A 23,296-nucleotide genomic window follows, 5' to 3' on the forward strand; every position below is an offset into this window, starting at 1 on the left:
CACGTTGCTTGCGGGCGGCTGCCTTGAAACATGAAGTTCAGATGACGCGGCCGGTTTGCGGGGGCAGGCCATGGTGGCAAGGGTCAATACGGTTGCGTTTCAGGGCATAGAGGGCGTGCCAGTCGAGGTGCAGGTGATGGTTGCACCCGGAAAGATCGGTATCCAGATTGTCGGCTTGCCGGACAAGGCGGTCGCCGAAAGCCGCGAGCGGGTGCAGGCCGCCCTGCATGCCTCGGGTCTGGCCTTGCCGGCAAAAAAAGTCACCGTCAATCTGGCGCCTGCCGATCTGCCCAAGGAAGGGTCGCATTTCGATCTTCCAATCGCTCTCGGTCTCATGGCTGCTCTGGGTGCCATACCGGCGGAAGCGCTCAGCCAGTATGTGGTTCTCGGCGAACTCAATCTCGATGGTACGATCGGCATGGTTTCGGGCGCGCTGCCGGCGGCCATCGGCGCCAATGCGCTCGGCAGGGGGTTGATCTGCCCGGCTGAAAGCGGGCCGGAAGCGGCCTGGGCCGGCGCCGGCATCGATATTCTAGCCCCGCGTAGCCTCATTGCGCTTGCCAATCATTTTCGCGGCACCCAGCTTCTGTCGCGCCCCGCACCTGCCATCCGTGCCAATCCGGTCAATCTGCCGGATCTGGCCGATATCAAGGGGCAGGAGACGGCCCGGCGCGCGCTGGAAGTGGCGGCTGCGGGTGGCCACAATCTGCTGATGGTTGGCCCGCCCGGTTCTGGTAAATCCATGCTCGCCGCTCGGCTGCCCTCAATTCTGCCACCGCTGGAGGCTGCGGAATTGCTGGAAGTGTCCATGGTTCACTCCATCGCCGGCCAATTATCGGGCGGCAAGCTGTCGGACCGCAGACCGTTTCGTACGCCACACCATTCCGCCACCATGGCCGCGCTGATCGGCGGAGGGCTGCGGGCCAAACCGGGGGAGGCCTCGCTTGCCCATCACGGCGTTCTTTTTCTGGATGAGTTTCCGGAATTCTCACCCCAGGTGCTGGATGCGCTGCGCCAGCCGCTGGAGACTGGCGAATGCATCATCGCGCGGGCCAATCATCGCGTCAGCTATCCCGCGGAAATCCAGCTCGTTGCGGCGATGAACCCCTGCCGCTGCGGCATGGCGGGAGAGCCGGGTTTCACCTGTGCCCGAGGCCCGCGTTGTGTGACGGATTATCAGGCCCGCATTTCCGGTCCGCTGCTGGATCGTATCGATATCCGTATCGACGTTCCCGCCGTCTCCGCCGCCGATCTCATCCGCCCCGTCGCGTCCGAGCCGAGTGCGGTAGTGGCCGGCCGTGTCGCCCGGGCTCGCCTTGCGCAGCAGGAACGCTACGCGGCGGCGGGATTTGCCGCCATTCGCACGAATGCCCGCTGCACGACGACCTTGATAGAAAAATATGCCGAGCCGGATGCGTCCGGGCTGCAATTGCTGCGCGATGCGGCTGAGCGGTTGAAGTTCTCCGCGCGCGGTTATCATCGCATTCTCAAGGTTGCCCGCACCCTGGCCGATCTGGATGGCAAACAAACGGTCGGCCGCATCCACGTGGCGGAAGCTGTGTCCTATCGTATCGCTGGCGAAAGGCTGACGGCGGCGGCCCAGAGCATCCAGTAGAGATATGAAGCGGTTTTTCGTCCGGAAAATGTTTAGAAACAAGGAGGTAGGGGCCGTCCAACGATTCCGCTTAAACTGGAATTGCCCTAGAAGGCGGCCCTTTGCGCCCTGCCTGAAAAAACATTGTGCCGCCAGCGGAGCCGGCGGCACGTAAGACAATTCGCAAATTGGGCGCGCAATCGTACTGCGCTTGAAAGCGTGGCTTAAAGCCCAAGGCCTTCGAAAAGCGCCGTCGAAAGGTAGCGTTCCGCAAAGGAAGGAATGATGACGACGATGTTCTTGCCGGCATTTTCTTCCCGCGCGCCGACCTTGATTGCCGCCGCCAGCGCCGCACCCGAGGAGATGCCGACCGGCACGCCTTCCAGCCTTGCCGCCAGACGTGCTGTTTCGAAAGCCTCGTCATTGGTCACGGTGACGATCTCGTCATAAATGCCGGTATCGAGGATGGCAGGTGCAAAACCGGCGCCGATGCCCTGGATCTTGTGCGGACCGGGGTTGCCGCCGGAAAGAACCGGGCTGTCGGCAGGTTCGACCGCAATCACCTTCACCTCGGGCTTGCGGGATTTCAGCACCTGACCCGTGCCGGTGATGGTGCCGCCGGTGCCAATACCCGAGACGAGAATATCGACCGTGCCTTCCGTGTCGTTCCAGATTTCTTCAGCTGTCGTCTTGCGGTGAATATCAGGATTGGCGGGGTTTTCGAACTGCTGCGGAATGATGGCGTCAGGCAGGGTCGCGGCCAATTCCTGCGCCTTGGCGATGGCGCCCTTCATGCCCTTGGGGCCTTCGGTCAACACCAGTTCGGCGCCGAGCAGGGCCAGCATTTTCCGACGCTCAACCGACATGGTTTCAGGCATGGTCAGGATCAGCTTGTAGCCCTTTGCTGCGGCGGCGAAGGCAAGCGCGATGCCCGTGTTGCCGGAGGTCGGCTCCACCAGCGTTGTCTTGCCGGGGATGATCTTGCCTTGCGCTTCCAGCGTTTCGATCATGGCGACGCCGATGCGGTCCTTCACGGAGGCGATGGGATTGAAAAATTCGAGTTTGGCGAGAAGGTTGGCCTTCACGCCCTTCTCCTTCGCCAGCTTGTCGAGCCGCACGATCGGTGTGTCGCCGATTGTTTCCGTAATCGAGGAATAGACGCGTCCGCGTCCGGGCTTTCTGGCTTCGGGCATGATGCTCTCCTGTGTAAAGACCGCAAGATTTGAGCGGCAGAATAGGAGCAATAGCTTTCGCAAGCTAGCGAACGTTCGTCCGAATATCTCCAAATTGCAGGAATAATTTCACGATAAATCGCATAAACGCAAGAATTTGTTTTATGTGCTGCGGATCGCGATCATGGTCGCTGTTCCGGCCAGAATACCCGCCGCCGTGCGGTTGAGGATCGTCAAGGCGCTCGGCCTTTTCAGGAGGTTGCGCGCCTTGGCCGCAAGCAGGATGTAAGGCAGGAGAACCGCCATCAGCACGACGAAGGTGATGGCGAGAAGTGTCGCATATTCCGAAGCTCCGATCATGCGGATGTCGATCAGCGTCGGCACCAGCGCCACATAAAACAGCATGGTTTTCGGGTTCCCGAGCGTGATCAGTAGTCCGGACAGGAAGGACATGGGCATGCTGTTGCCTTTCTTGGCCTTCAGTTCCTGCGGCAGCAGACCGGCGGTCCAAAGCTTCCAGGCAATATAAAGGAGATAGGCTGCGCCCGCGAATTTCAGCACCATGAAAGCTTCCTGAAAGGTCTGCGCGACGAAGGCCAAGCCCAGGATCACAGCGGTCAGGTAAATCATGTCGCCCAGCACCAGCCCCAGACCCATGAAGAAGGTTTCGCGAAAACCCGAACCCAGCGCCCGCGCCACGATCGCCGTCATGCCGGGGCCGGGAATGGCGGCGGCAATGAAGAGGGCGGTGGCATAGGCGAAAAGGGTCGTCAGCGTCATGATCGTGTTTCCCGGAAAATCCGCCAGATCAATAGCGAAACTGCCGGGTAAAGACAATCACTCCACGCGTCTGTCCCAGCGGTGTCGCTAAACGCCGGTGGAGCCGAAACCGCCGGCGCCCCGCGCCGTCTGGGAGGTCTCCGTCACCTCGCTCACAACAACTTGGGTTACCGGTGCGATCACCATCTGCGCAATGCGCATACCGCGCTCGATGATAAAAACCTCCTGGCCCAGATTGGCGAGGATGACTTTCACCTCACCGCGATAATCGCTATCCACCGTGCCGGGAGAGTTGAGGCAGGTAACACCGTTCTTGATGGCGAGGCCGGAACGCGGACGAATTTGTGCCTCATAACCTTGCGGAACCTCGAAAATGAAACCGGTCGGAACGAGCGTCCGCTCGCCCGGTTGCAGGGTCAGCGGTTCACCGGAAGGTACGGCAGCGCGCAGGTCCATGCCGGCGGCGCCACGGGTTTCATAGGACGGCAATTCGAGGTCAGCGCCATTGGCGAGGCGGACAAGCCGGAGAGGGGGGCGATTGTCGTTTTGAAGGGTCATGCCGCATTAGTTTGCCGAGATCGCGGCAAGGTCAATTGCAAATGTGGCCTTGAAACGCTAGATAGCCCGCAATTCCACAGGATTTGTCAGATGGCCGAAACACTTGCCGAGGCGGTCTCCCGCCGCCGCACCTTTGCTATTATCGCGCACCCGGACGCGGGTAAGACCACGCTTACCGAAAAACTGCTGTTGTTCGGCGGAGCGATCCAGCTTGCCGGTGAGGTCAAGGCGAAGAAGGATCGCATCCAGACCCGTTCGGACTGGATGAAGATCGAGCGCGAGCGCGGCATTTCGGTCGTCACCTCGGTTATGACCTTCGAATATAACGACCGTGTCTTCAACATTCTCGATACGCCCGGCCACGAGGACTTCGCCGACGACACCTACCGCACGCTGACGGCGGTGGATGCGGCGATCATGGTCATCGACGCCGCCAAGGGTATCGAGCCGCGCACGCTGAAGCTCTTCGAAGTCTGCCGCATGCGCGATATTCCGATCATCACCTTCATCAACAAGATGGACCGCGAAAGCCGCGACCCCTTCGAGATTCTGGATGAGGTGGAAGAGAAGCTCGCGCTCGACACCGCGCCCATCACCTGGCCGGTCGGCCGGGCAAAGACCTTCTGCGGCGCCTATAATCTCGCCGACAACACATTCCGTGGCGTCGATACCCAGGTGGAAGCCATGCCGGTCAACGGTCCGCAGGCGGTTGCCGATCGCCTGCCGGAAAATGAGCGCAACGCCTTCATCGAAGAAACGGAGCTGGCGATGGAAGCCTGCCGTCCTTTCGATCGTCAGGCGTTTCTCGAAGGTCATATGACGCCGGTATTCTTCGGTTCGGCGCTGCGCAATTTCGGTGTCCGTGACCTCATCAATGCGCTTGGCGATTTCGCACCGCCGCCGCGCGATCAGGTGGCGGATACCCGCACCGTCCATGCGGCTGAAGAAAAAATGACGGCCTTTGTCTTTAAAATTCAGGCCAATATGGACCCGAACCATCGAGATCGCATCGCCTTTGCCCGCATCTGCTCCGGTAAGCTGGAGCGCGGCATGAAGGCGCGGCTTGCTCGCACCGGCAAACAGATGGGCCTCACTGCGCCGCAGTTCTTCTTCGCCTCGCAGCGCCAGCTTGCCGATACGGCCTTTGCGGGTGACGTGGTGGGCATACCGAACCACGGCACGCTCCGCATCGGCGATACGCTGACCGAGGGTGAAAACCTGGTTTTCCAGGGTGTGCCGAACTTTTCGCCGGAAATCTTGCGTCGCGTGCGGCTTGAAGACGCCATGAAGGCGAAGAAGCTGAAGGAAGCCTTGCAACAGATGGCGGAAGAGGGTGTCGTGCAACTCTTTTCGCCGGAAGACGGCTCGCCGGCCATCGTCGGTGTCGTCGGCGCGCTGCAGCTCGACGTGTTGAAGGAGCGCCTGATGGGCGAATACGGCCTGCCGGTCTCCTTCGAAATGTCGCGCTTTTCGGTCTGCCGCTGGATTTCTTCCGATCAGCCGGCGGAAATGGAAAAGTTCCTCAACGTCAAGCGCGGCGATATCGCCCGCGATCTGGATGGCGATCCGGTGTTTCTTGCGCAGGACGCCTTCTCGCTGCGGTATGAGTCCGAGCGGTTTCCGGCGATCAAGATGGTCGCGATCAAGGAATATCACGTCGCCAAGGCGGCTTGATAAAGGCGTGATTGCACTTTGTATGCCAAGGGCTTAGTTTCCCGGTGAAATGGGAAACTGGTCCGGCATCATGACGCTTTCAGGCAAGCATATTCTCCTTATTATCTCCGGCGGCATCGCGGCCTATAAGAGCCTCGATCTCATCCGTCGCCTGAAAGAGCGCGGCGCGAAGGTGACGCCGGTCATGACGAAGGGCGCGCAGGAATTCGTCACCCCGCTTGCTGTCGGCGCGCTGTCCGCCACGCATGTCTTCACCGAGCTTTTTTCCCGGCAGGATGAACAGGATGTCGGCCATATCAGGCTGGCGCGCGACTGCGATCTCGTGCTGGTCGCACCCGCCACCGCCGATCTGATGGCGAAGATGGCGAATGGTCTGGCAGACGATCTTGCCTCCACAGTCCTTCTCGCGACGGATCGAAAGGTGCTGGCGGCACCGGCGATGAACCCGAAGATGTGGGCGGCAAAGCCCACGCTGCGTAATGTCGAAACGCTGAAAAAAGACGGTGTGTTTTTTATCGGTCCGATGGCCGGCGAGATGGCGGAGAAGGGCGAGGCGGGTTTTGGCCGCATGGCCGAGCCGTTGCAGATCGTCGAAGCCGTTGCCGCACTGCTGGATGAGGGGCCAAAGCCCCTGAAGGGCAGAACGGCCATCGTGACCTCCGGCCCCACGCATGAACCGATTGACCCGGTGCGCTACATCGCCAACCGCTCCTCGGGCAAGCAGGGCCATGCCATTGCGGCGGCTCTGGCTGAGTTGGGGGCAGAGGTCACGCTTGTTTCCGGCCCGGTCACCATCGCCGATCCTGCCGAGGTCTCGACGATCCATGTCGAGCGTGCCGAGGAGATGCGCGATGCGGTAATATCGAGACTGCCGGCGGATATCGCCGTCATGGTCGCCGCCGTCGCCGACTGGCGGGTGATGGGCTCGTCGGAACAGAAGATCAAGAAGCAACCGGGCGATGCGCCGCCGGCGCTGCAACTGACGGAAAATCCCGATATTCTCAAAACCGTCGGCCATCATGAAAAGCGCCCGAAGATTGTGGTGGGCTTCGCTGCCGAAACGCAGGATGTCGAGAAGAACGGCCGGGCGAAGCTGGAGCGCAAGGGCGCGGATTATATCGTCGCGAATGATGTTTCGGCGGAAACCGGCATCATGGGCGGAGACCGCAACAGCGTGAAGATCATTTCCGCAGATGGTATCGATGCCTGGCCGGATCTCGACAAGGCCGAGGTTGCAAAACGTCTGGCGGCCCTGATCGCGGAGAAACTCGCATGAGCCTGTTCGATCGCAAGACTTTCGACAAGGTGCTCGGCAAATGGCCGGGCGTGCGTTTTGTTGATCAGTGGGATTCGCATGTCGCCAAGGTGGGCGACAAGGTCTTTGCCGTGCTTGGCGAGCGGGAGGACTGGCGGCTGGTCGTCAAATGCTCGGAAGAGAGCTTCGAAATACTGACCTCGCTGGAAGGCATAGGGCAGGCGCCCTATTTCGCCAAACGCAAATGGGTATCGATTGCCGAGCATTCGCCGCTCGAACAGGAAGAGCTGGAACACTATGTGCGCCGTTCCTATGAGCTTGTCGCAGCCGGCCTGACCAGGAAACTGCGGGGCGAACTCGGTATCGTGATCGATACTGCGCGCGCCCTGTAGTCTTCGGTTCAGTCGAGTTTGGTGTCCTTGCCGACGATCTGGCGGACGCCTTCCTTGGTGAAAGGCTGTAGAAGCTGCGGCAGGAATCCTTTCGCAATCTCACCCTTGATGCCGATATCGGTGGATGATGGCCGGTCGGGGTTATGGTAGGAGCCGAAGATCAGATCGAAGAAGACGAGATTTTCGCCGTAGTTGGTGTTCCCTTCCGGAAGCTGTTTCGAATGGTGCCAGCGGTGCAGGCGCGGGGTGCTGAACACGTAATCAAGGGGCCCCGTTTTCATATCGACGTTGCAATGGGTCAAAATACCGATGAATGCGGTAACGGCGCCGAGCCACCAGAATACCTGGAGCGGTGCACCCATGAAATAAAGCGGTATCTGGCTGAGCGCGATCTTGAACAGGGAATCGGCCACATGGAAGCGGCCGGTATTGACGACCCACAGCCGCACGACGCTGTGATGCAGCGCATGGAAGCGCCAGAAGAACACGGTTTCATGCGCGATGCGATGGGCCCAGTAGAGGCCGAATTCGGCAACGGTCACCGCAAGCGCGACCTGAACCACCATTGGCAGATGCGATGGCCACAGGTCGAAACGCATGGCCGCAAGCGGCTGCAGCACATTGGCAGCCAGCATCGGGAAGATTGCCGCTGCGGCGGCAGCGAGCTGCACGAGCCCCTTCGTCAAAAGCGTGTGACCGATGCTGGTCATGGTCTCGCCGTCACCCTCAAGCCATTCGACTTCATAGGGAATATAGCGCTCGAGAAGAAACAGGCTCAGAACCGCGCCGGCATAAACAGCCAGAAACGCAGCGATCGGATGGCTGCCCGCGAAAGCGAAATGGGACCCCACGAGGCCGCCGACAAACACAAGCGGCCAGGAAGAATAGGAAAGAGCCTCTTTCAGTACCTGCGCTTTTGCCATCAAAATCAAATCCCGTCCGGCATCATTCGTCTATACCGCCGGCGCAATTTCGCGCCGGCGTCAAAGCAGCCCTTGCCCCCGCATCGATCACCTGTCTCGATTGGAGATCAGGCCTTTATCGCTCGAATGCATTACACAAACATGGCACTCACCGGTGCCGAAATGTTCAGCTTATCCTGATTGCGATGTAAACAAGCGTCAGCGCTATGACCCAGAGTGCCGCCCGTCCCCATTTGGTGTGGCGCGCTTCCGCCTTGCCAATGGCTTCCGCCGTCTGCGTGTCGAAACGCAGGCCGTTTTCGCTCATATACATCAGTTCGGAATGCAGCTTTTCCGTCTTGGCCGCGATCTCCGGCGCTGCCTCGGCAAGCTTGAGGGCCGCCTTCATACCGTCCTTCAAATCGGTGACGATGCGCTTCGGGCCGAGATTGTCCCTGATCCAGCCGCCGACGACCGGGTCTGCCGCCTTCCACATGTTGAATCGCGGATTGAGCATGCGCGATACGCCTTCCACCACCACCATGGTCTTTTGCAGCATCACGAGTTCCGGCCGCGTTTCCATGTCGAAAAGTTCGGTCACTTCGAACAGCAGCGTCAAAAGCTTGCCCATGGAGATCGTCTCGGCCGGCTGGCCGTGGATCGGTTCGCCAATGGCGCGGATCGCCTGCGCGAAACTGGCTTTATCGTGATGGCCCGGCACGTAACCGGCCTCGAAATGCACTTCAGCCACCCGCATATAATCGCGGGTAATGAAGCCGTAGAGAATTTCGGCAAGGAAGCGGCGTTCCTTTTTGCCAAGACGTCCGGCGATGCCCATGTCGACAGCGACGATCTCGCCCTCAGCGTCGACGAAGAGATTGCCGGGATGCATGTCGGCGTGGAAAAAACCATCGCGCAGCGTGTGCCGCAGGAAGGACTGGATCAGTGTGTCGGCGAGTTTGTTCAGGTCATGGCCGGCGGCCTTCAACCCTTCGATGTTCGACATCTTGACGCCGTCGATCCACTCCATGGTGACGACATCACGCCCGGTGCGCTCCCAATCGACCTCGGGAACCCGGAACCCGGGATCGTCCTTGGTGTTCTCCGCAAGTTCGGAAAGAGCGGCGGCCTCGAGCCGCAGATCCATCTCGATCTTGGTGGTCTGCTCCAGCGTGCGTGTCACCTCGACGGGGCGTAGGCGGCGGGCGGAGCGGACGAAACGCTGCTGCAGATCGGCGATCAGATACATCGCCTCGAGATCGTTCTGGAAACGCTGGCGAACACCCGGACGAATGACCTTGACGGCCACCTTGCGCGGCCCTTTCGGCGTATCCACCATGGCCGGATGCACCTGGGCGATGGAGGCGGCGGCGATCGGATCGCCGAATTCCCTGTAGAGATCGGATACCGACCGTCCGAGCGAGCCCTCGATATTCGCCTTCGCCGCAGCCGCCGGGAAGAAGGCCATGCGGTCCTGAAGGCTCGCGAGATCGTCGGCGAAGTCGGCGCCCACCACATCCGGCCGGGTGGCGAGAAATTGACCCATCTTCACATAGGATGGGCCAAGCCGCTCGACAGCCACCGCCAGACGGTCACTGCGTTGCGCCCTTTTCGCCTTGCTGCGGGCGAAAGGCTTCAGCAGCGCTTTTAACAATTGGGCGGGAGCAGGCAGGTCATCGGAAGGCAGGGCCAGCACGACACCTTCGCGCACGAGAACCCAGCCAACCCTTGCGAGGCGGAAATATGCGCCCAAAGTACTCATGCTTATGCTTGTCTCCTGCGTCTGCCGGCCATGGTCTTAAAGCTTCCAGCCGGAATGCAGGGCGGCGATGCCGCCGGTATAGTTGGTATAGGTGACGCGGGAAAAGCTGGCGGTGCGGATCATCGTGGCAAAATCCTCCTGATTGGGGAATTTGCGGATCGACTCGACCAGATATTGATAGGGCTCGGCATCACCGGTGATCATCTTGCCGAATTGCGGGATGGCATTGAATGACCAGGCGTCATAAACGCGGTCAAGCAGCGGCATTTCGACTTCGGAAAACTCCAGCACCAGCAGCCGTCCGCCACGTTTCAGCACGCGATGGGCCTCCTTCAGCGCGACATCGATGCGCGGCACGTTGCGAATGCCGAATGCGATCGTATACGCGTCGAATGTATTCGCCTCGAAGGGCAGTTCCTCGGCATTGGCCTCAACGAAGGTCAGATTACCGGAAAGTTTCTTTTTTGCTGCGCGCTCCTCGCCGACGGCCAGCATCGAGCCGTTAATATCGAGAACCGTGGCGTGCGCCAGGCGGTTGGAGGCTTCGATGATGCGGAAGGCGATATCGCCAGTGCCGCCCGCTACGTCCAGGATCTTGTAGGAAGGATCCTTGCGCGGCGAAAGCGAGGAGACCATGGCGTCCTTCCACAGCCGGTGCAGGCCGGCCGACATCACATCGTTCATGATGTCGTAGCGCTTGGCCACCTTATGGAAGACCTCGTTGACCAGCCCCTGCTTCTTGCCTTCGTCCACCTTGTGGAAGCCATAGGACGTTTCCATGCCGCCTTGGGCAGTGGTACGGGCGTCGGTCATCGTCTGTCTCCATATTTATTGCGTGGCGGACCATAGCGGAAACGCCATGGCAACGCTATCTGTTGCCGCATCGCCTGGGCGCGACATTTCGCGTGCACTCTATAGACCACATGGTCCTAACGATAAACTGTCGGATAAGCCAGATGCCAGAATTGCCGGAAGTCGAAACGGTCAGACGCGGCCTTGCGCCTGCCATGGAAGGTGCAAAGGTCCGCAAGCTTCATCTCGGGCGCCCCGATCTGCGGTTTCCGTTTCCAGAGGATTTCGCAGAGCTTATTGAGGGAAAGACGATCATCTCGCTTGGGCGCAGGGCGAAATATCTCCTCATCGAGCTGGAGGGCGGGCTGACGATCGTGTCCCATCTCGGCATGTCCGGCTCGTTCCGCATTGAGGCGGAAATGGGTGAGGGCGGTGAAGCGCCCGGTACGTTTCATTATGCCCGTTCCAAGGACGGCAAGCATGACCATGTCGTCTTTCATCTGGATAAAGGGGAAGAGCGCGTCTGCGTCATCTATAATGATCCGCGCCGCTTCGGTTTCATGCATCTGGTGGAGCGCAACAGGCTCGATCTTTACCCCGCTTTTGCAGAACTTGGCCCGGAGCCGACCGGCAATGCGCTGAGCGCCGATTATCTGGCAAGCCGGTTTGCGGGCAAAAGCCAGCCTCTTAAAAGCACGTTGCTGGACCAGAAGGTCATTGCCGGTCTCGGCAATATCTATGTCTGCGAGGCGCTGTGGCGCGCGCATCTTTCACCCTTGCGGGCAGCGGGAACGCTGGTGACGAAAGGTGGCAAACCCAAAGCGCAGCTCATCGATCTGACGGAGAAAATCCGCGACGTGATCGCGGATGCGATCGCCGCGGGCGGCTCCTCATTGCGAGACCATATACAGACGGACGGAACGCTCGGTTATTTCCAGCATTCCTTTTCGGTCTACGACCAGGAAGGCCAGCCTTGCCGGACACCCGGCTGCGGGGGTACGGTTGAAAGGGTGGTACAGGCCGGTCGTTCTACCTTTTATTGCGCCGCCTGCCAGAAATAGCGGTGCCGCAAATTACGGAGAAGAGGAGATTGCCGTGGACTATGAAACGATGCTGGTCGAGAAACGCGATGAGGTGGGCATCATCACCCTCAACCGACCCAAGGCGCTCAACGCCCTCAATTCGGTGCTTCTGAAAGAGCTGCGGCACATTCTTTCTTCCTTCTCCGCCGATGATTCCATCGGTGCGATTATTATCACGGGCTCGGAAAAGGCATTTGCGGCGGGCGCTGACATCAAGGAAATGCAGGGGCTGGATTTCGTCGACGCCTATGTCGGCGATTTTCTCGGCGGCTGGGACGAGGTTGCGGCCACCCGCAAGCCGGTCATCGCCGCCGTATCCGGCTTTGCGCTCGGCGGCGGCTGCGAACTGGCGATGATGTGCGATTTCATCATCGCTTCGGAGACGGCGAAGTTCGGCCAGCCGGAGATCACCCTCGGCGTCATTCCCGGCATGGGGGGCTCGCAGCGGCTGACACGGGCAGTGGGCAAGGCGAAGGCCATGGATCTGGTTCTGACCGGACGCATGATGGACGCGGCGGAAGCCGAGCGGGCCGGCCTCGTGTCGCGTGTCGTACCGGCTGCAAATCTCATGGATGAGGCGGTGGAGGCGGCAACCCGCATCGCTTCCCTGTCGCGTGCTTCCGTTCTCATGGCCAAGGAAAGCGTCAACCGCTCCTTTGAAGTCCCGCTTTCGGAAGGACTGCGATATGAAAGGCGATCCTTCCAGTCGCTGTTCGCCACGGCGGATCAGAAGGAGGGCATGGCCGCCTTCGTCGAAAAGCGCAAACCCGCTTTCCGGAATCGCTAAGGATTCGGAATATCGGCGCTTTTAAGCGTTTTGCGCGTTGACGGGCGTAAGCTTTAGCGGTATATGCCCGCCCACGGTTAAGGAAAGCCATCCGGCTTGTCCGAAATTACTCCCGCATTCTTGGGTTACGTGAGGTCTTCGAACGACCCGATCCTATGGTTGCGGAATTTGGTTTGAATTCGAAGAGAGGCATACATGGCCAATACAACTTCGGCGAAAAAGGCGACCCGCAAGATCGCTCGCCGTACCGCAGTCAACAAGGCTCGCCGTTCGCGCGTTCGCGGCTTCATCCGCAAGGTCGAGGAAGCAATCGCTACCGGTGATCTGGCAGTCGCCACCGAAGCTCTGAAGGCAGCCCAGCCTGAGATCCAGCGCGCAGCGACCCGCGGCGTTCTGCATGGCAACACGGCATCCCGCAAGGTGTCGCGTCTCGCACAGCGCGTTAAGGCTCTTTCCGCCTAATCCGGCTAATCACAAATAATTATTCAAAAAGCCTGGTCTTTTGACCGGGCTTTTTGTGATTCTAACTGTCCGTTAACCATTGCTGCCGTAACGTGACAAACGCATGTCAGATGGACGACAGGAAATTTATAATAAAAACAATAGCTTGCTGGAGGTCTTCGGAAAGCTAGGAGGCTTTCTCTACGGAAGTCGCAGCTAGTTTTGAGTCAAGAAGATTTTTATTTTTTTGCCAAAATCGGCTCTCAAAAAATGCCAAAATTGAATCTCATTGATTCATAAGCGATTCTGCTTAGCACCCCGTCGGTGATGCAAAACGGCCTTTGCGAGTCAATGGCCGATCTGAGTTTTTGCAGAAAAAACGCCATTGATCTCTCCCCATGATCCTGCCTAAATGCATTTCAACAAGGGGTGCGGATCTCAGTCCACAGATTATCTCGATGATCGTATCGACGATATTCACCTTCTTGCTGGCGGGTCTTTCGGGGTCCGTTTTTTCAGGTCATGGAGCTTTTTGCGCCGTTTCGGTCTCCGGAACGGGCAGGAGTTTTTTGTCCTCAAGAATGCGCCTTAAGGTTGTAGCGAAAGGAGCGTTTTAGCGTGTCGCAGGCCTCTCCATGAGGGGGAGGGAAATGGGATAACCGGCTCGCAAACAAGTACTCGTCTTTGACGTTCTTTCGAGGGGAACGCTGGGGGCAAAAATAACGAGGGGGATCTCTGGCGATCGATCTTTGATCGTCAGGCTATGATTGGCAATTTGAAAGGCGGCAATATGCAATTGAATTTGGCGATGGGTGCTGTGGCTGATGGGGACCGCGCACCAAAGACGCGTGATGCAGCTTGCTCAGATGCGGCAGGGGACAAATCGGCAATGACGCACGATGCGCTGTTTGAACGTTTTAGCGCGCGGCTCAAGGCACAGGTTGGTCCGGAAGTCTATGCGAGTTGGTTTGCACGGCTCAAACTCCATTCCGTTTCGAAAAGCGTCGTTCGTTTTACCGTTCCGACGACTTTTCTGAAATCCTGGATCAATAACCGTTACATGGATCTGATTACGAACCTCGTCCAGAGCGAGGATCCGGATGTGCTGAAGGTGGAGATTCTGGTCCGCTCGGCCAGCCGCCCGGTCCGTCCGGCTCAGACCGAGGAAAGGGCGCAGCCCGTTCCGGAGGTCGGCGCGGCTCAACGTAACAAGTCCTTCATTCCGTCGCAGCCCGCGACGTCGCCTGCGGCGCAGCCTGCGGCTTCGCAGGCGACCCTGCGTCAGGGCGGTTCCGGGCCGTTGTTCGGCTCGCCGCTCGACACACGTTTCACCTTCGACACCTTTGTCGAAGGCTCTTCCAACCGTGTCGCGCTTGCGGCGGCAAAGACGATTGCCGAAGCCGGCGCCGGCGCCGTGCGCTTCAATCCGCTGTTCATTCATGCGGGTGTTGGCCTTGGCAAGACACATCTTCTGCAGGCCATCGCCAATGCCGCCATCGACAGCCCGCGCAATCCGCGTGTGGTCTATCTGACGGCCGAATATTTCATGTGGCGTTTCGCGACCGCAATCCGCGACAATGATGCGCTGACGCTGAAGGACACGCTGCGCAATATCGACCTTCTCGTCATCGACGACATGCAGTTCCTGCAGGGCAAGATGATCCAGCACGAATTCTGCCACCTGCTGAACATGCTGCTCGACAGCGCCAAGCAGGTCGTTGTCGCGGCTGACCGTGCGCCCTGGGAGCTGGAATCGCTCGATCCGCGTGTCCGTTCCCGTCTTCAGGGCGGTATGGCGATCGAGATCGAAGGTCCCGATTACGACATGCGCTACGAAATGCTCAACCGTCGCATGGGCTCGGCGCGTCAGGACGATCCGTCTTTCGAGATTTCGGACGAAATCCTGACCCATGTGGCCAAGAGCGTGACGGCGAGCGGTCGCGAGCTTGAAGGCGCCTTCAACCAGCTGATGTTCCGGCGCTCTTTCGAGCCGAACCTCTCGGTGGACCGTGTCGATGAGTTGCTGTCGCACCTCGTTGGCAGCGGTGAGGCCAAGCGTGTCCGTATCGAGGATATTCAGCGCATCGTCGCCAGGCACTATAATGTGTCGCGGCAGGAGCTGGTCTCCAACCGTCGCACCCGCGTCATCGTCAAACCGCGCCAGATCGCCATGTATCTGGCAAAGATGTTGACGCCGCGCTCGTTTCCCGAGATCGGTCGCCGTTTCGGCGGTCGCGACCACACCACGGTTCTTCACGCGGTGCGCAAGATCGAAGATCTGATTTCCGGCGACACCAAGCTCGGCCACGAGGTTGAGCTTCTGAAACGCCTGATCAACGAAAACAACGCATAAAAAAGAAGCGGCCTTCGGGCCGCTTCTTTTTTATTGTCGTCCTGTCTATGGTTTATGCAGGGCATTGCGAGAGTCAGCAGGCGAGATCGGCCACCACGGCATCGAGAATGAGCATGCCTGATGGTGTGCAGCGCAGGCGGGAATTGCCGATCCTCTCCACGAAACCGTGCTGGAGAAGAAACTCTTCTTTTTCCGGGTCAAGGTCGCGGCCGGAAAGATCGCTCCAGCGGGCGAGGTCGATGCCCTCGCGCAGGCGAAGCCCCATCAGCAGCAATTCGTCGGCCTGTTCGTCGACGCCAAGCAGTTCCTGATCGACCATGCCATGGCCTTCCCGCTCTACTGTTTCGAGCCAGGTCTCGGGATGCCGCTCGGTGGCGGTGGCGAGCTTGGAAGCGCCACGCGTCAGGCGTCCATGCGCACCGGGGCCGATGCCGGCGTAATCGCCATAGCGCCAGTAGGTCAGGTTATGGCGGCTTTCGGCGCCGGGCCGGGCATGATTGGAAACCTCATAGGCGGGCATGCCGTAACGCTCGGTGATTTCCTGCGTCGCTTCATAAAGCACGGCCGAATGCTCGCCATCGGGCACGATGAGCTTGCCGGCCTTGTGGAGGCCATAAAAGGGCGTGCCTTCCTCGATCGTCAGCTGGTAGAGCGACAGATGGTCGACGGCATAGGAGACAGCCTCCTTCAGTTCGGCATCCCATTCGGCCACCGTCTGGTTCGGGCGGGCATAGATGAGATCGAAGGACATGCGCGGAAAAATCTCCCGCGCCAGCCGGATGGCTTTCAAGGCATCGGCGACATCATGCAGGCGGCCGAGGAATTTCAGATCGCGGTCGTTCAGTGCCTGCACGCCGAGCGAGACACGATTGACACCCGCCGCTCGATAACCGCGAAACCGTTCCGCCTCGACGCTGGAAGGATTGGCTTCCATGGTGATCTCGATACCATCAGGCACGTGCCAGAAACGCGAGATGCCATCCAGTAGCGCGCCAACAGTCTGCGGGTCCATCAGCGAGGGCGTACCGCCGCCCATGAAAATGCTGGTGACCACGCGCGGGCCGCTCAGCGTCCGCATATGTTCCATTTCACGCAGGAAAGCTGCGGTAAACCGCTCCTGATCCACCGGCCGATGGCGGACATGGCTGTTGAAATCGCAATAGGGGCATTTGGCCGCGCAGAACGGCCAGTGCAGATAGATCCCGAAACCGGGATCGCCCGTGTCCGGCAGAAGCGATGCGCCGGGGGCAGAAAGTTGGTGCTCCCCGACCATCGGGTTCATGCCTCCAGGCAGGTTTCTACGAATTTCTTGAAGGCGCGGGCGCGGTGCGACAATGCAAAGGCGTCGCCATGTTTCCAGCCGTGTTTCTCATCCGCGCTCATTTCGCCGAATGTGGTCTCATACCCCTCGGGTTTAAAGATGGGATCATAACCGAAACCGCTCGTTCCGCGCGGCGGCCACACAACAGTGCCTTCCACCTCGCCACGGAAATATTCGACATGCCCGTCCGGCCAGGCGAGACACAGCACGCTGACGAAGCGGCCGGTGCGATCCTCCGGCTTCGAAGCTCCTCGCTCGGCCAGCGCATCCTCGACCTTCTGCATCGCCATGGCGAAATCGCGCGTCCCATCGGCCGTCTCCGCCCAATTGGCGGTATAGACACCCGGCGCACCGTCAAGCGCGTCGATAACAAGACCGGAATCGTCGGACAAGGCAGGCAGGCCTGATGCCTTCGCGGAGGCAAGCGCCTTGATGGCGGCATTTTCCTCAAATGTGGTGCCCGTCTCGTCCGGTTCTGAGAAGTTCAGCTCCGCCGCAGATTTGGCGGAGAAACCGAAAGGGCCGATCAGATCGGCGATTTCGGCGATCTTGCCCTTGTTATGGCTGGCGACAACGATCGTTCTGGTATCGAGCTTGCGCATGGTTCTTTCCCGTCGGCTCAGGCGATCGCCTGTTTCTGAAGGGCGACCAGTTCGCTGCAACCGGCCTTGGCGAGACCGAGCAGCGTCAGGAATTCTTCCTCGGAGAAGGGCGCGCCTTCAGCCGTTCCCTGAACCTCGACGATACCGCCCGAGCCGGTGATGACGAAATTGGCATCGGTTTCGGCCGAGGAATCTTCGAGATAGTCGAGATCGATCACCGGCTGGTTGGCGAAGATGCCGCAGGAGATCGCGGCGATATGGTCCTTCAGAACTTTCTCGACCTTGATCATGTTGCGAGTTTCCATCCATTTCAGGCAGTCATGCAGGGCAATCCATGCGCCGGTGATGGAGGCGGTGCGGGTGCCGCCATCGGCCTGGATGACGTCGCAGTCGATGCTGATCTGGCGCTCGCCGAGCGCCTGCAGGTCGACGACGGCGCGCAGCGAGCGGCCGATGAGGCGTTGGATTTCCTGTGTGCGTCCGCCCTGCTTGCCGGAAGCGGCCTCGCGCTTCATGCGTTCATGGGTGGAGCGCGGCAGCATGCCATATTCGGCGGTGACCCAGCCCTTGCCGCTGTTGCGGAGCCACGGTGGCGTCTTTTCTTCAAGGCTTGCGGTGACGAGCACATGCGTGTCGCCGAATTTCACGAGACAGGAGCCTTCGGCATGTTTCGAGAAATTGCGTTCGAAGGAAACCTTGCGCATCTGGTCGGTTTTTCTGCCTGAAGGCCGCATATGATCCACTCTCCATGTTGGTCCCTGCCTTCTAAGGCGAGGTCCGGGCTTTTGCAAAGCCAATTTCCATTTTGCCGCGGCGTTGCAACGCATTATATTGATGCAAGCTGGTTTGAACGACAAAGAACGGACGAAATGGGTTTTTCCGCACCGCTATCACAAGATCAGGCATCGCTGCTGGATGAACGGTCTCGGGAAATTTTCCGGCGCATCGTCGAAGGTTACCTCGATACGGGCGAACCGCTCGGATCGCGCAGCCTGTCGCGACTTCTGCCGATGTCGCTTTCGCCTGCCTCCGTGCGCAATGTCATGAGCGATCTCGAGGAGCTCGGCCTCATTTATTCGCCGCATATCAGCGCCGGGCGTTTGCCCACGCAGACGGGATTGCGCTTCTTTGTTGATGCCTTCATGCAGGTGGGCGATCTGCCCGCCGAGGAAAGGGCTAGTATCGACCGCCAGATCGGGCCGGTCGCCGGTCACGAACAGTCGCTGGAAGGGTTGCTGACGGAAGCAAGCCGCATGCTTTCCGGCATGTCGCGGGGCGCCGGACTGGTGCTGACCGCCAAGAACGATGTCATCCTCAAACATGTGGAATTCATAAGGCTGGAGCCCACCAAGGCGCTCGCAGTGCTGGTGGGTGACCACAATCAGGTCGAAAACCGCATCATCGAATTGCCGGCCGGTATTTCCTCGTCGCAATTGACCGAGGCTGCGAATTTCATCAATGCTCATCTCTCCGGTCAGACGCTGCATGAATTGCGCGGTCAGTTTCAGGCGCAGCAGGCGGAACTGCAATCGGAACTCGGCATATTGGCGCAGGACCTCGTGGAACGTGGTCTTGCGGTGTGGGCGGGAGACAATGAAGAGGGCAAGCTCGGCCGTCTCATCGTTCGCGGTCGCTCCAACCTGCTCGAAGGCCTCGCCGGTGAAGAGGATATCGATCGGGTGCGCCTGCTGTTCGACGATCTGGAGCGTAAGGAAAATCTCATCGAAATCCTCAACCTTGCGGAAAGCGGCTCAGGCGTCAGGATTTTCATCGGCTCGGAAAACAAGTTGTTTTCGCTGTCCGGTTCGTCGCTGATCGTCGCGCCCTATCGTGACGAGGACAATCGTGTCGTGGGCGCGGTCGGCGTTATCGGCCCGACCCGGCTGAATTACGCCCGTATCGTGCCGATGGTGGATTATACCGCGCAGATCATGGCGCGCCTTTCCCGCAAGCAAAGATAGGACAGGCCCGCAAAGGTCAGAGAATGCGGCAAGCTTTTCGCCGCAAGCCTTGATTTTTGCCCGTCAAAGCTCGATATCGGGCGCAACCAACAATATTCAAATCTGGAGAACGTCATGACCGACGATACAAAAAAGCCCGGACCTGACGCGGACGTCGCGGAAGAGTTTGTCGATCCTGCCCTGGTAGGTGAAGAACAGGCCGAAACGGCAGAACCCGATCCGGTCGAGCTGCTCAAGGCTGAGAACGCCGATCTGCGCGATAAATTCCTTCGCCTTGCAGCCGAGATGGACAATCTTCGCCGTCGCACCGAGCGCGATGTCAAGGATGCCAAGGCCTATTCCCTGGCCGGTTTCGCACGCGACATGCTCGCCGTTTCCGATAATCTTCGCCGCGCGCTCGAAGCCATTCCCGATGAGCTAAAGACCAACGGCGAAGCCGGTCTCAACGGTCTGATCGAAGGTGTCGAGATGACGGAACGCTCGATGCTGTCGACGCTGGAACGCCACGGCGTGAAGAAGATCGATGCCGAGGGCCAGAAATTCGATCCGAATTTCCATCAGGCCATGTTTGAGATTCCCAACACTAAGGTTCCAAACAACACCGTGTTGCAGGTGGTTCAGGCTGGTTTCACCATAGGCGATCGCGTCCTGCGTCCGGCGATGGTCGGCGTTGCCAAGGGCGGCCCGAAGGCGGATGTTGCAGCATCCTCTGAGCCGGGCACCTCGTCTCTCAATGAAAAGGACGCGTAAGGCTTCTGTCCTTACGTCATAAAAAACGCGCCTTCAGGGCGCGTTTTTTATTGCCGTTAAAACTAAGGCGGAACCCGCGATCAGGCCGCTGTTGCTTGCTCCTGATTGAGGAAAGCGTAGATTGCCGTGTCGGAATCGGTAGCGCGCAGTTTGGCGACCAGTTCAGGGTCGCGCAGGGCGCGTGCGATTCTGGACAAGGCCTTCAGATGATCCGCACCGGCGCCCTCGGGCGCGAGCAGCAGGAAAACCAGGTCGACCGGTTGGTCGTCCAGCGCTTCGAAATCGACCGGTGTTTCAAGACGTGCGAAGACGCCGGTGATCTGATGGATGCTGTTGAGCTTGCCATGCGGAATGGCGATACCGTGGCCCACACCGGTGGAGCCGAGTTTCTCACGCTGGAGGATGACGTCGAAAACTTCCCGTTCCGAGACTCCGGTAATTCTGGCTGCCTTTGCGGCCAGCTCCTGAAGCAACTGCTTTTTGGAATTCACCTTGAGGGCGGGAATAATCGCATCTTGTTGCAGCAAATCTGCCAACGCCATTCTCTTTTTCCTTCATGCCATCGAGACGATGCAGGAGGCAGACTGCACTTTCGCGCCCTGCCTCCCACGTCTTGTCAGACTGTTCAGCTCTTGATCGTTTCCGCGTCGATCCAGCCAATATTGCCGTCATGACGCCGGTAAACGATGTTGAGATATTCCTTGCCCGGGCTGCGGAACAGCAGAACCGGTTCGTCCGTCATGTCGAGCGCCATCACGGCGCTGGCGACGGACATCGTCTTAATCTGTTTGGAACTCTCCGCAACGATGGTGGGTGCGTAATCGTCAGGAACCTCGTGGTCCTCATCGGGAACAGCATCCATCACCGTATAGGCGATTTCCTGCGACATGCCATTGGCGCCATTATGGTGGTCCTTAAGCTTGCGCTTGTAGCGGCGCAGGCGCTTCTCGATCCGCTCTGCGGCGGCATCGAAGCTCGCCTGCGGATCATTTGCCTGACCCGCCGCGTGCAATACAACGCCGGTATCGAGATGCAGCTTGCAATCGGCGGCAAAACGCGATCCGGATTTCTCCACGGTTACCTGGCCTGAATACCCCCCATCGAAGTATTTGGTAACCGCCAGACCTATATTGTCCTCAATCCGCTGCCGGAAAGATTCACCGATCTCCATATGTTTACCAGATACACGCACACTCATGGAAATTTTCCTTTTTGTAGTGATTTGCGAGTACCAGCTTACGTCAAGCCGCGCGCGCATCCAAGCGTTTCGAAGACCTTAAAAAGCCCTCATTCGAATTTTACGCCCATGGACGGTGGAGATGAATCCGTTACAAATGACCTTGCTGACGTGTGCGGCGGGCTTCTAGCCGCTGCCGTGGCAAGAGTCAATGGTGCGGCAAAAAACCGCCATAAACGTTGTTCGTGGCTACCGCTCAGAATACAGCCAGCTTGGCCAACGCCTTCTTTTCCCGACGCCTCTGCACGGAGGAGGGGATGTTCATCGCCTCCCGATATTTGGCGACGGTGCGCCGGGCGATATCGACGCCGCTCTTTTTCAGGTTGTCGACGATATCATCGTCTGAAAGAACCGCCTCGGCGGCTTCCTGCGCGATCATGGCCTTGATGCGGTGACGCACCGCTTCCGCCGAATGGCTGTCTCCGCCTTCCACGGCGCTGATCGAGACGCTGAAGAAATATTTCAGTTCGAACAGCCCGCGCGGCGTCAGCATGTATTTTTTGGTTGTCACCCGGCTGACGGTGGATTCATGCATCTTGATGGCGTCGGCCACCGTCTTGAGGTTCAGCGGGCGCAGCTGGTCGACACCATTGACGAGGAAGGCATCCTGCTGGCGAACGATTTCCGTCGCCACCTTCATGATCGTCCGGGCGCGCTGGTCGAGGCTGCGGGTCAGCCAATGGGCCGTTTGCATGCATTCGGCCAGAAAATCCTGATCCTCGCCCGCGCGCGCCTTATGTTTCGACACCTCGGCGAAGTAACTCTGGTTGATGAGCACGCGCGGCAGGGTCTCTGGATTGATTTCCACCAGCCAGCCGCCGGTGGAAGAGGGGCGAACGATAATATCGGGAACGATGGTCTCCGAAACCATCGAATCGTAACCGGCGCCGGGGCGGGGATTGAGCGTGCGGATTTCCGCCAGCATGTCGAGGAGATCTTCCTCATCGACGCCGCAGATTTTTTTCAAGGAGGCGAAGTCGCGTTTCGCCAGAAGTTCCAGATTGTCGACGAAAGCCCGCATGGCCGGGTCAAGCCGATCCTTCTGGGCAAGCTGGATCGACAGACATTCGCTTAAGGAACGGGAAAATACACCCGGTGGGTCGAAGCCCTGAAGCGTCTTCAGAACGTGTTCGACCGCCGATGGAGCCGCCCCCAGCCGTTCGGCGACGTCGTCGACGGCATCCGCCGCAATATAGCCGGTCTCGTCAAGCTGGCCGATCAGCGCATCGGCGATCATCCGGTCCTCGGCGGCGGATATGGCGAGCGGCAGTTGCTGATTGAGATGGTCGCCGAGGCTCTGTCTGGCCGCAACGAAATCGTCGAGATCGTAACTTTCTCCCGACTCCTGGCCGGGCATGGATTTCCATTGGCCGGCCAGTTCGGGCGCATCGGCCTTTCTGGGCTCGGCATCGTCGGGAAAGACGTTTTCAAAGCTGGTGTCAAGTTGCTCGCCGAGATTTGCGGCGCGGTCGCCGTACCAGTCGTCACTGTCTGACGTCACCGTGGCGGATCCCTCCGAACTTTCGCTATCGGCGTCGCCAAAACTCTCCGCGTCTACAGGTGTATCGCTGCTTAAATCGCCATCGTTTGCCGCAATTTCCAGCAGCGGATTGCGCTCTACCTCCTGCGCGATGAACTGCGTCAGCTCGAAATGCGTCATCTGAAGCAGCTGGATGGACTGCATCAGTTGCGGTGTCATCACGAGAGACTGGTTTTGACGCAGCAAAAGGCTGGCAGACAATGCCATGGCGGACGCGAAACTCCCCTTACAGCTTCTCCATCGTCTGATTTTCCAGAAATTTTACTGAGACGACAGGACTTGGCCCAAAAATTGCTTTTTTATTTTGTTTGGTCAAGCGTCAGGGCCGGGCGCGATGAAGA

Annotated in this window: 22 protein-coding genes; 10 read left to right on the top strand and 12 right to left on the bottom strand. The window is 59.1% G+C overall.

Annotated features, from left to right (window positions below; translation table 11 throughout):
• Positions 1–70 precede the first annotated feature (70 nt).
• Positions 71–1,615, top strand: a complete 1,545-nt coding sequence (locus PL597_RS06220; protein ID WP_271364775.1) for a YifB family Mg chelatase-like AAA ATPase — start codon at positions 71–73, stop codon at positions 1,613–1,615.
• Positions 1,616–1,818: 203 nt separating this feature from the next.
• Here PL597_RS06220 and cysK read toward each other — a convergent pair whose 3' ends face one another.
• The 3 genes from cysK to dut all read right to left on the bottom strand — a co-directional run bounded on the left by cysK (position 1,819) and on the right by dut (position 4,104).
• On the bottom strand, positions 1,819–2,787 hold the full coding sequence (cysK, locus tag PL597_RS06225; protein ID WP_077983736.1) for a cysteine synthase A: 969 nt from the start codon (positions 2,785–2,787) through the stop codon (positions 1,819–1,821).
• Positions 2,788–2,928: 141 nt separating this feature from the next.
• A complete protein-coding gene (locus PL597_RS06230; RefSeq protein WP_271364776.1) occupies positions 2,929–3,546 on the bottom strand; it encodes a LysE family translocator in 618 nt (205 codons plus the stop codon).
• Between the two features lie 87 nt (positions 3,547–3,633).
• On the bottom strand, positions 3,634–4,104 hold the full coding sequence (gene dut / locus PL597_RS06235; RefSeq protein ID WP_137409673.1) for a dUTP diphosphatase: 471 nt from the start codon (positions 4,102–4,104) through the stop codon (positions 3,634–3,636).
• Between the two features lie 90 nt (positions 4,105–4,194).
• On the opposite strand from dut, the gene PL597_RS06240 reads away from it, so the two are divergent.
• The 3 genes from PL597_RS06240 (at position 4,195) to PL597_RS06250 (ending at position 7,425) form a co-directional block, all read left to right on the top strand.
• Positions 4,195–5,778, top strand: a complete 1,584-nt coding sequence (locus PL597_RS06240) for a peptide chain release factor 3 (protein ID WP_077983734.1) — start codon at positions 4,195–4,197, stop codon at positions 5,776–5,778.
• Between the two features lie 70 nt (positions 5,779–5,848).
• Positions 5,849–7,054, top strand: a complete 1,206-nt coding sequence (gene coaBC, locus PL597_RS06245; protein ID WP_271364777.1) for a bifunctional phosphopantothenoylcysteine decarboxylase/phosphopantothenate--cysteine ligase CoaBC — start codon at positions 5,849–5,851, stop codon at positions 7,052–7,054.
• Entirely contained in the window at positions 7,051–7,425 is a 375-nt protein-coding gene (locus tag PL597_RS06250; RefSeq protein ID WP_271364778.1) for an MmcQ/YjbR family DNA-binding protein, read from the top strand. The genes coaBC and PL597_RS06250 overlap by 4 nt, the downstream gene beginning before the upstream one ends.
• A gap of 8 nt (positions 7,426–7,433) precedes the next feature.
• Here PL597_RS06250 and PL597_RS06255 read toward each other — a convergent pair whose 3' ends face one another.
• The 3 genes from PL597_RS06255 to ubiE form a co-directional block, all read right to left on the bottom strand.
• Positions 7,434–8,348, bottom strand: coding sequence for a sterol desaturase family protein (locus PL597_RS06255; RefSeq protein WP_271364779.1), 915 nt, complete (start codon positions 8,346–8,348; stop codon positions 7,434–7,436).
• A 166-nt stretch (positions 8,349–8,514) separates the two neighbouring features.
• Positions 8,515–10,089, bottom strand: a complete 1,575-nt coding sequence (ubiB, locus tag PL597_RS06260; RefSeq protein ID WP_142913704.1) for a 2-polyprenylphenol 6-hydroxylase — start codon at positions 10,087–10,089, stop codon at positions 8,515–8,517.
• Between the two features lie 36 nt (positions 10,090–10,125).
• Positions 10,126–10,902: a bifunctional demethylmenaquinone methyltransferase/2-methoxy-6-polyprenyl-1,4-benzoquinol methylase UbiE gene (gene ubiE / locus PL597_RS06265; RefSeq protein WP_142913703.1), complete on the bottom strand. Its 777-nt coding sequence runs from the start codon at positions 10,900–10,902 to the stop codon at positions 10,126–10,128.
• 143 nt (positions 10,903–11,045) lie between these two features.
• Between ubiE and mutM the strand changes: the two genes are divergently transcribed.
• From mutM to dnaA, 4 genes are all read left to right on the top strand, one after another.
• On the top strand, positions 11,046–11,942 hold the full coding sequence (mutM, locus tag PL597_RS06270) for a bifunctional DNA-formamidopyrimidine glycosylase/DNA-(apurinic or apyrimidinic site) lyase (RefSeq protein WP_137409678.1): 897 nt from the start codon (positions 11,046–11,048) through the stop codon (positions 11,940–11,942).
• A 34-nt stretch (positions 11,943–11,976) separates the two neighbouring features.
• On the top strand, positions 11,977–12,750 hold the full coding sequence (locus PL597_RS06275) for an enoyl-CoA hydratase (RefSeq protein ID WP_271364780.1): 774 nt from the start codon (positions 11,977–11,979) through the stop codon (positions 12,748–12,750).
• A gap of 195 nt (positions 12,751–12,945) precedes the next feature.
• Positions 12,946–13,212: a 30S ribosomal protein S20 gene (gene rpsT, locus PL597_RS06280; RefSeq protein ID WP_006310170.1), complete on the top strand. Its 267-nt coding sequence runs from the start codon at positions 12,946–12,948 to the stop codon at positions 13,210–13,212.
• Positions 13,213–14,080: 868 nt separating this feature from the next.
• Entirely contained in the window at positions 14,081–15,544 is a 1,464-nt protein-coding gene (dnaA, locus tag PL597_RS06285; protein ID WP_244614278.1) for a chromosomal replication initiator protein DnaA, read from the top strand.
• A gap of 73 nt (positions 15,545–15,617) precedes the next feature.
• On the opposite strand, the gene hemW is transcribed toward dnaA, so the two are convergent.
• The 3 genes from hemW to rph are packed head-to-tail and all read right to left on the bottom strand — an operon-like array spanning position 15,618 to position 18,201.
• Positions 15,618–16,817 carry a radical SAM family heme chaperone HemW gene (hemW, locus tag PL597_RS06290; protein WP_142914221.1) on the bottom strand — a complete coding sequence of 400 codons (1,200 nt, stop codon included), beginning with the start codon at positions 16,815–16,817 and terminating at the stop codon, positions 15,618–15,620.
• A 5-nt stretch (positions 16,818–16,822) separates the two neighbouring features.
• Positions 16,823–17,467 (bottom strand): RdgB/HAM1 family non-canonical purine NTP pyrophosphatase, encoded by a 645-nt coding sequence (gene rdgB / locus PL597_RS06295; protein ID WP_191217359.1) that lies wholly within the window; start codon positions 17,465–17,467, stop codon positions 16,823–16,825.
• 17 nt (positions 17,468–17,484) lie between these two features.
• Complete coding sequence (gene rph, locus PL597_RS06300) at positions 17,485–18,201, bottom strand: ribonuclease PH (protein ID WP_003503798.1); 717 nt, start codon at positions 18,199–18,201, stop codon at positions 17,485–17,487.
• Between the two features lie 135 nt (positions 18,202–18,336).
• Here rph and hrcA point away from each other — a divergent pair, with 135 nt between their 5' ends.
• Together hrcA and grpE are read left to right on the top strand one after the other, a co-directional pair.
• On the top strand, positions 18,337–19,428 hold the full coding sequence (gene hrcA / locus PL597_RS06305) for a heat-inducible transcriptional repressor HrcA (RefSeq protein WP_142914203.1): 1,092 nt from the start codon (positions 18,337–18,339) through the stop codon (positions 19,426–19,428).
• 114 nt (positions 19,429–19,542) lie between these two features.
• Complete coding sequence (grpE, locus tag PL597_RS06310) at positions 19,543–20,178, top strand: nucleotide exchange factor GrpE (RefSeq protein WP_077984404.1); 636 nt, start codon at positions 19,543–19,545, stop codon at positions 20,176–20,178.
• A gap of 80 nt (positions 20,179–20,258) precedes the next feature.
• On the opposite strand, the gene ptsN is transcribed toward grpE, so the two are convergent.
• The 3 genes from ptsN to rpoN all read right to left on the bottom strand — a co-directional run bounded on the left by ptsN (position 20,259) and on the right by rpoN (position 23,162).
• Positions 20,259–20,720 carry a PTS IIA-like nitrogen regulatory protein PtsN gene (gene ptsN, locus PL597_RS06315; protein ID WP_003503792.1) on the bottom strand — a complete coding sequence of 154 codons (462 nt, stop codon included), beginning with the start codon at positions 20,718–20,720 and terminating at the stop codon, positions 20,259–20,261.
• Between the two features lie 83 nt (positions 20,721–20,803).
• Positions 20,804–21,376: a ribosome hibernation-promoting factor, HPF/YfiA family gene (gene hpf, locus PL597_RS06320; protein WP_077984405.1), complete on the bottom strand. Its 573-nt coding sequence runs from the start codon at positions 21,374–21,376 to the stop codon at positions 20,804–20,806.
• A gap of 235 nt (positions 21,377–21,611) precedes the next feature.
• Complete coding sequence (rpoN, locus tag PL597_RS06325) at positions 21,612–23,162, bottom strand: RNA polymerase factor sigma-54 (RefSeq protein ID WP_271364781.1); 1,551 nt, start codon at positions 23,160–23,162, stop codon at positions 21,612–21,614.
• Between the last annotated feature and the right edge of the window lie 134 nt (positions 23,163–23,296).

This window comes from Agrobacterium sp. ST15.13.013, assembly GCF_027956525.1.
In the GTDB taxonomy this organism is placed as follows: Bacteria; Pseudomonadota; Alphaproteobacteria; order Rhizobiales; family Rhizobiaceae; genus Agrobacterium; species Agrobacterium salinitolerans.

Coding starts and splice junctions, on each gene's coding strand:
- PL597_RS06220 (WP_271364775.1), top strand. CDS start 71: ATGGTGGCAAGGGTCAATACGGTTGCGTTTCAGGGCATAGAGGGCGTG.
- cysK (WP_077983736.1), bottom strand. CDS start 2,787: ATGCCCGAAGCCAGAAAGCCCGGACGCGGACGCGTCTATTCCTCGATT.
- PL597_RS06230 (WP_271364776.1), bottom strand. CDS start 3,546: ATGACGCTGACGACCCTTTTCGCCTATGCCACCGCCCTCTTCATTGCC.
- dut (WP_137409673.1), bottom strand. CDS start 4,104: ATGACCCTTCAAAACGACAATCGCCCCCCTCTCCGGCTTGTCCGCCTC.
- PL597_RS06240 (WP_077983734.1), top strand. CDS start 4,195: ATGGCCGAAACACTTGCCGAGGCGGTCTCCCGCCGCCGCACCTTTGCT.
- coaBC (WP_271364777.1), top strand. CDS start 5,849: ATGACGCTTTCAGGCAAGCATATTCTCCTTATTATCTCCGGCGGCATC.
- PL597_RS06250 (WP_271364778.1), top strand. CDS start 7,051: ATGAGCCTGTTCGATCGCAAGACTTTCGACAAGGTGCTCGGCAAATGG.
- PL597_RS06255 (WP_271364779.1), bottom strand. CDS start 8,348: ATGGCAAAAGCGCAGGTACTGAAAGAGGCTCTTTCCTATTCTTCCTGG.
- ubiB (WP_142913704.1), bottom strand. CDS start 10,089: ATGAGTACTTTGGGCGCATATTTCCGCCTCGCAAGGGTTGGCTGGGTT.
- ubiE (WP_142913703.1), bottom strand. CDS start 10,902: ATGACCGACGCCCGTACCACTGCCCAAGGCGGCATGGAAACGTCCTAT.
- mutM (WP_137409678.1), top strand. CDS start 11,046: ATGCCAGAATTGCCGGAAGTCGAAACGGTCAGACGCGGCCTTGCGCCT.
- rpsT (WP_006310170.1), top strand. CDS start 12,946: ATGGCCAATACAACTTCGGCGAAAAAGGCGACCCGCAAGATCGCTCGC.
- dnaA (WP_244614278.1), top strand. CDS start 14,081: ATGACGCACGATGCGCTGTTTGAACGTTTTAGCGCGCGGCTCAAGGCA.
- hemW (WP_142914221.1), bottom strand. CDS start 16,817: ATGGTCGGGGAGCACCAACTTTCTGCCCCCGGCGCATCGCTTCTGCCG.
- rdgB (WP_191217359.1), bottom strand. CDS start 17,467: ATGCGCAAGCTCGATACCAGAACGATCGTTGTCGCCAGCCATAACAAG.
- rph (WP_003503798.1), bottom strand. CDS start 18,201: ATGCGGCCTTCAGGCAGAAAAACCGACCAGATGCGCAAGGTTTCCTTC.
- hrcA (WP_142914203.1), top strand. CDS start 18,337: ATGGGTTTTTCCGCACCGCTATCACAAGATCAGGCATCGCTGCTGGAT.
- grpE (WP_077984404.1), top strand. CDS start 19,543: ATGACCGACGATACAAAAAAGCCCGGACCTGACGCGGACGTCGCGGAA.
- ptsN (WP_003503792.1), bottom strand. CDS start 20,720: ATGGCGTTGGCAGATTTGCTGCAACAAGATGCGATTATTCCCGCCCTC.
- hpf (WP_077984405.1), bottom strand. CDS start 21,376: ATGAGTGTGCGTGTATCTGGTAAACATATGGAGATCGGTGAATCTTTC.
- rpoN (WP_271364781.1), bottom strand. CDS start 23,162: ATGGCATTGTCTGCCAGCCTTTTGCTGCGTCAAAACCAGTCTCTCGTG.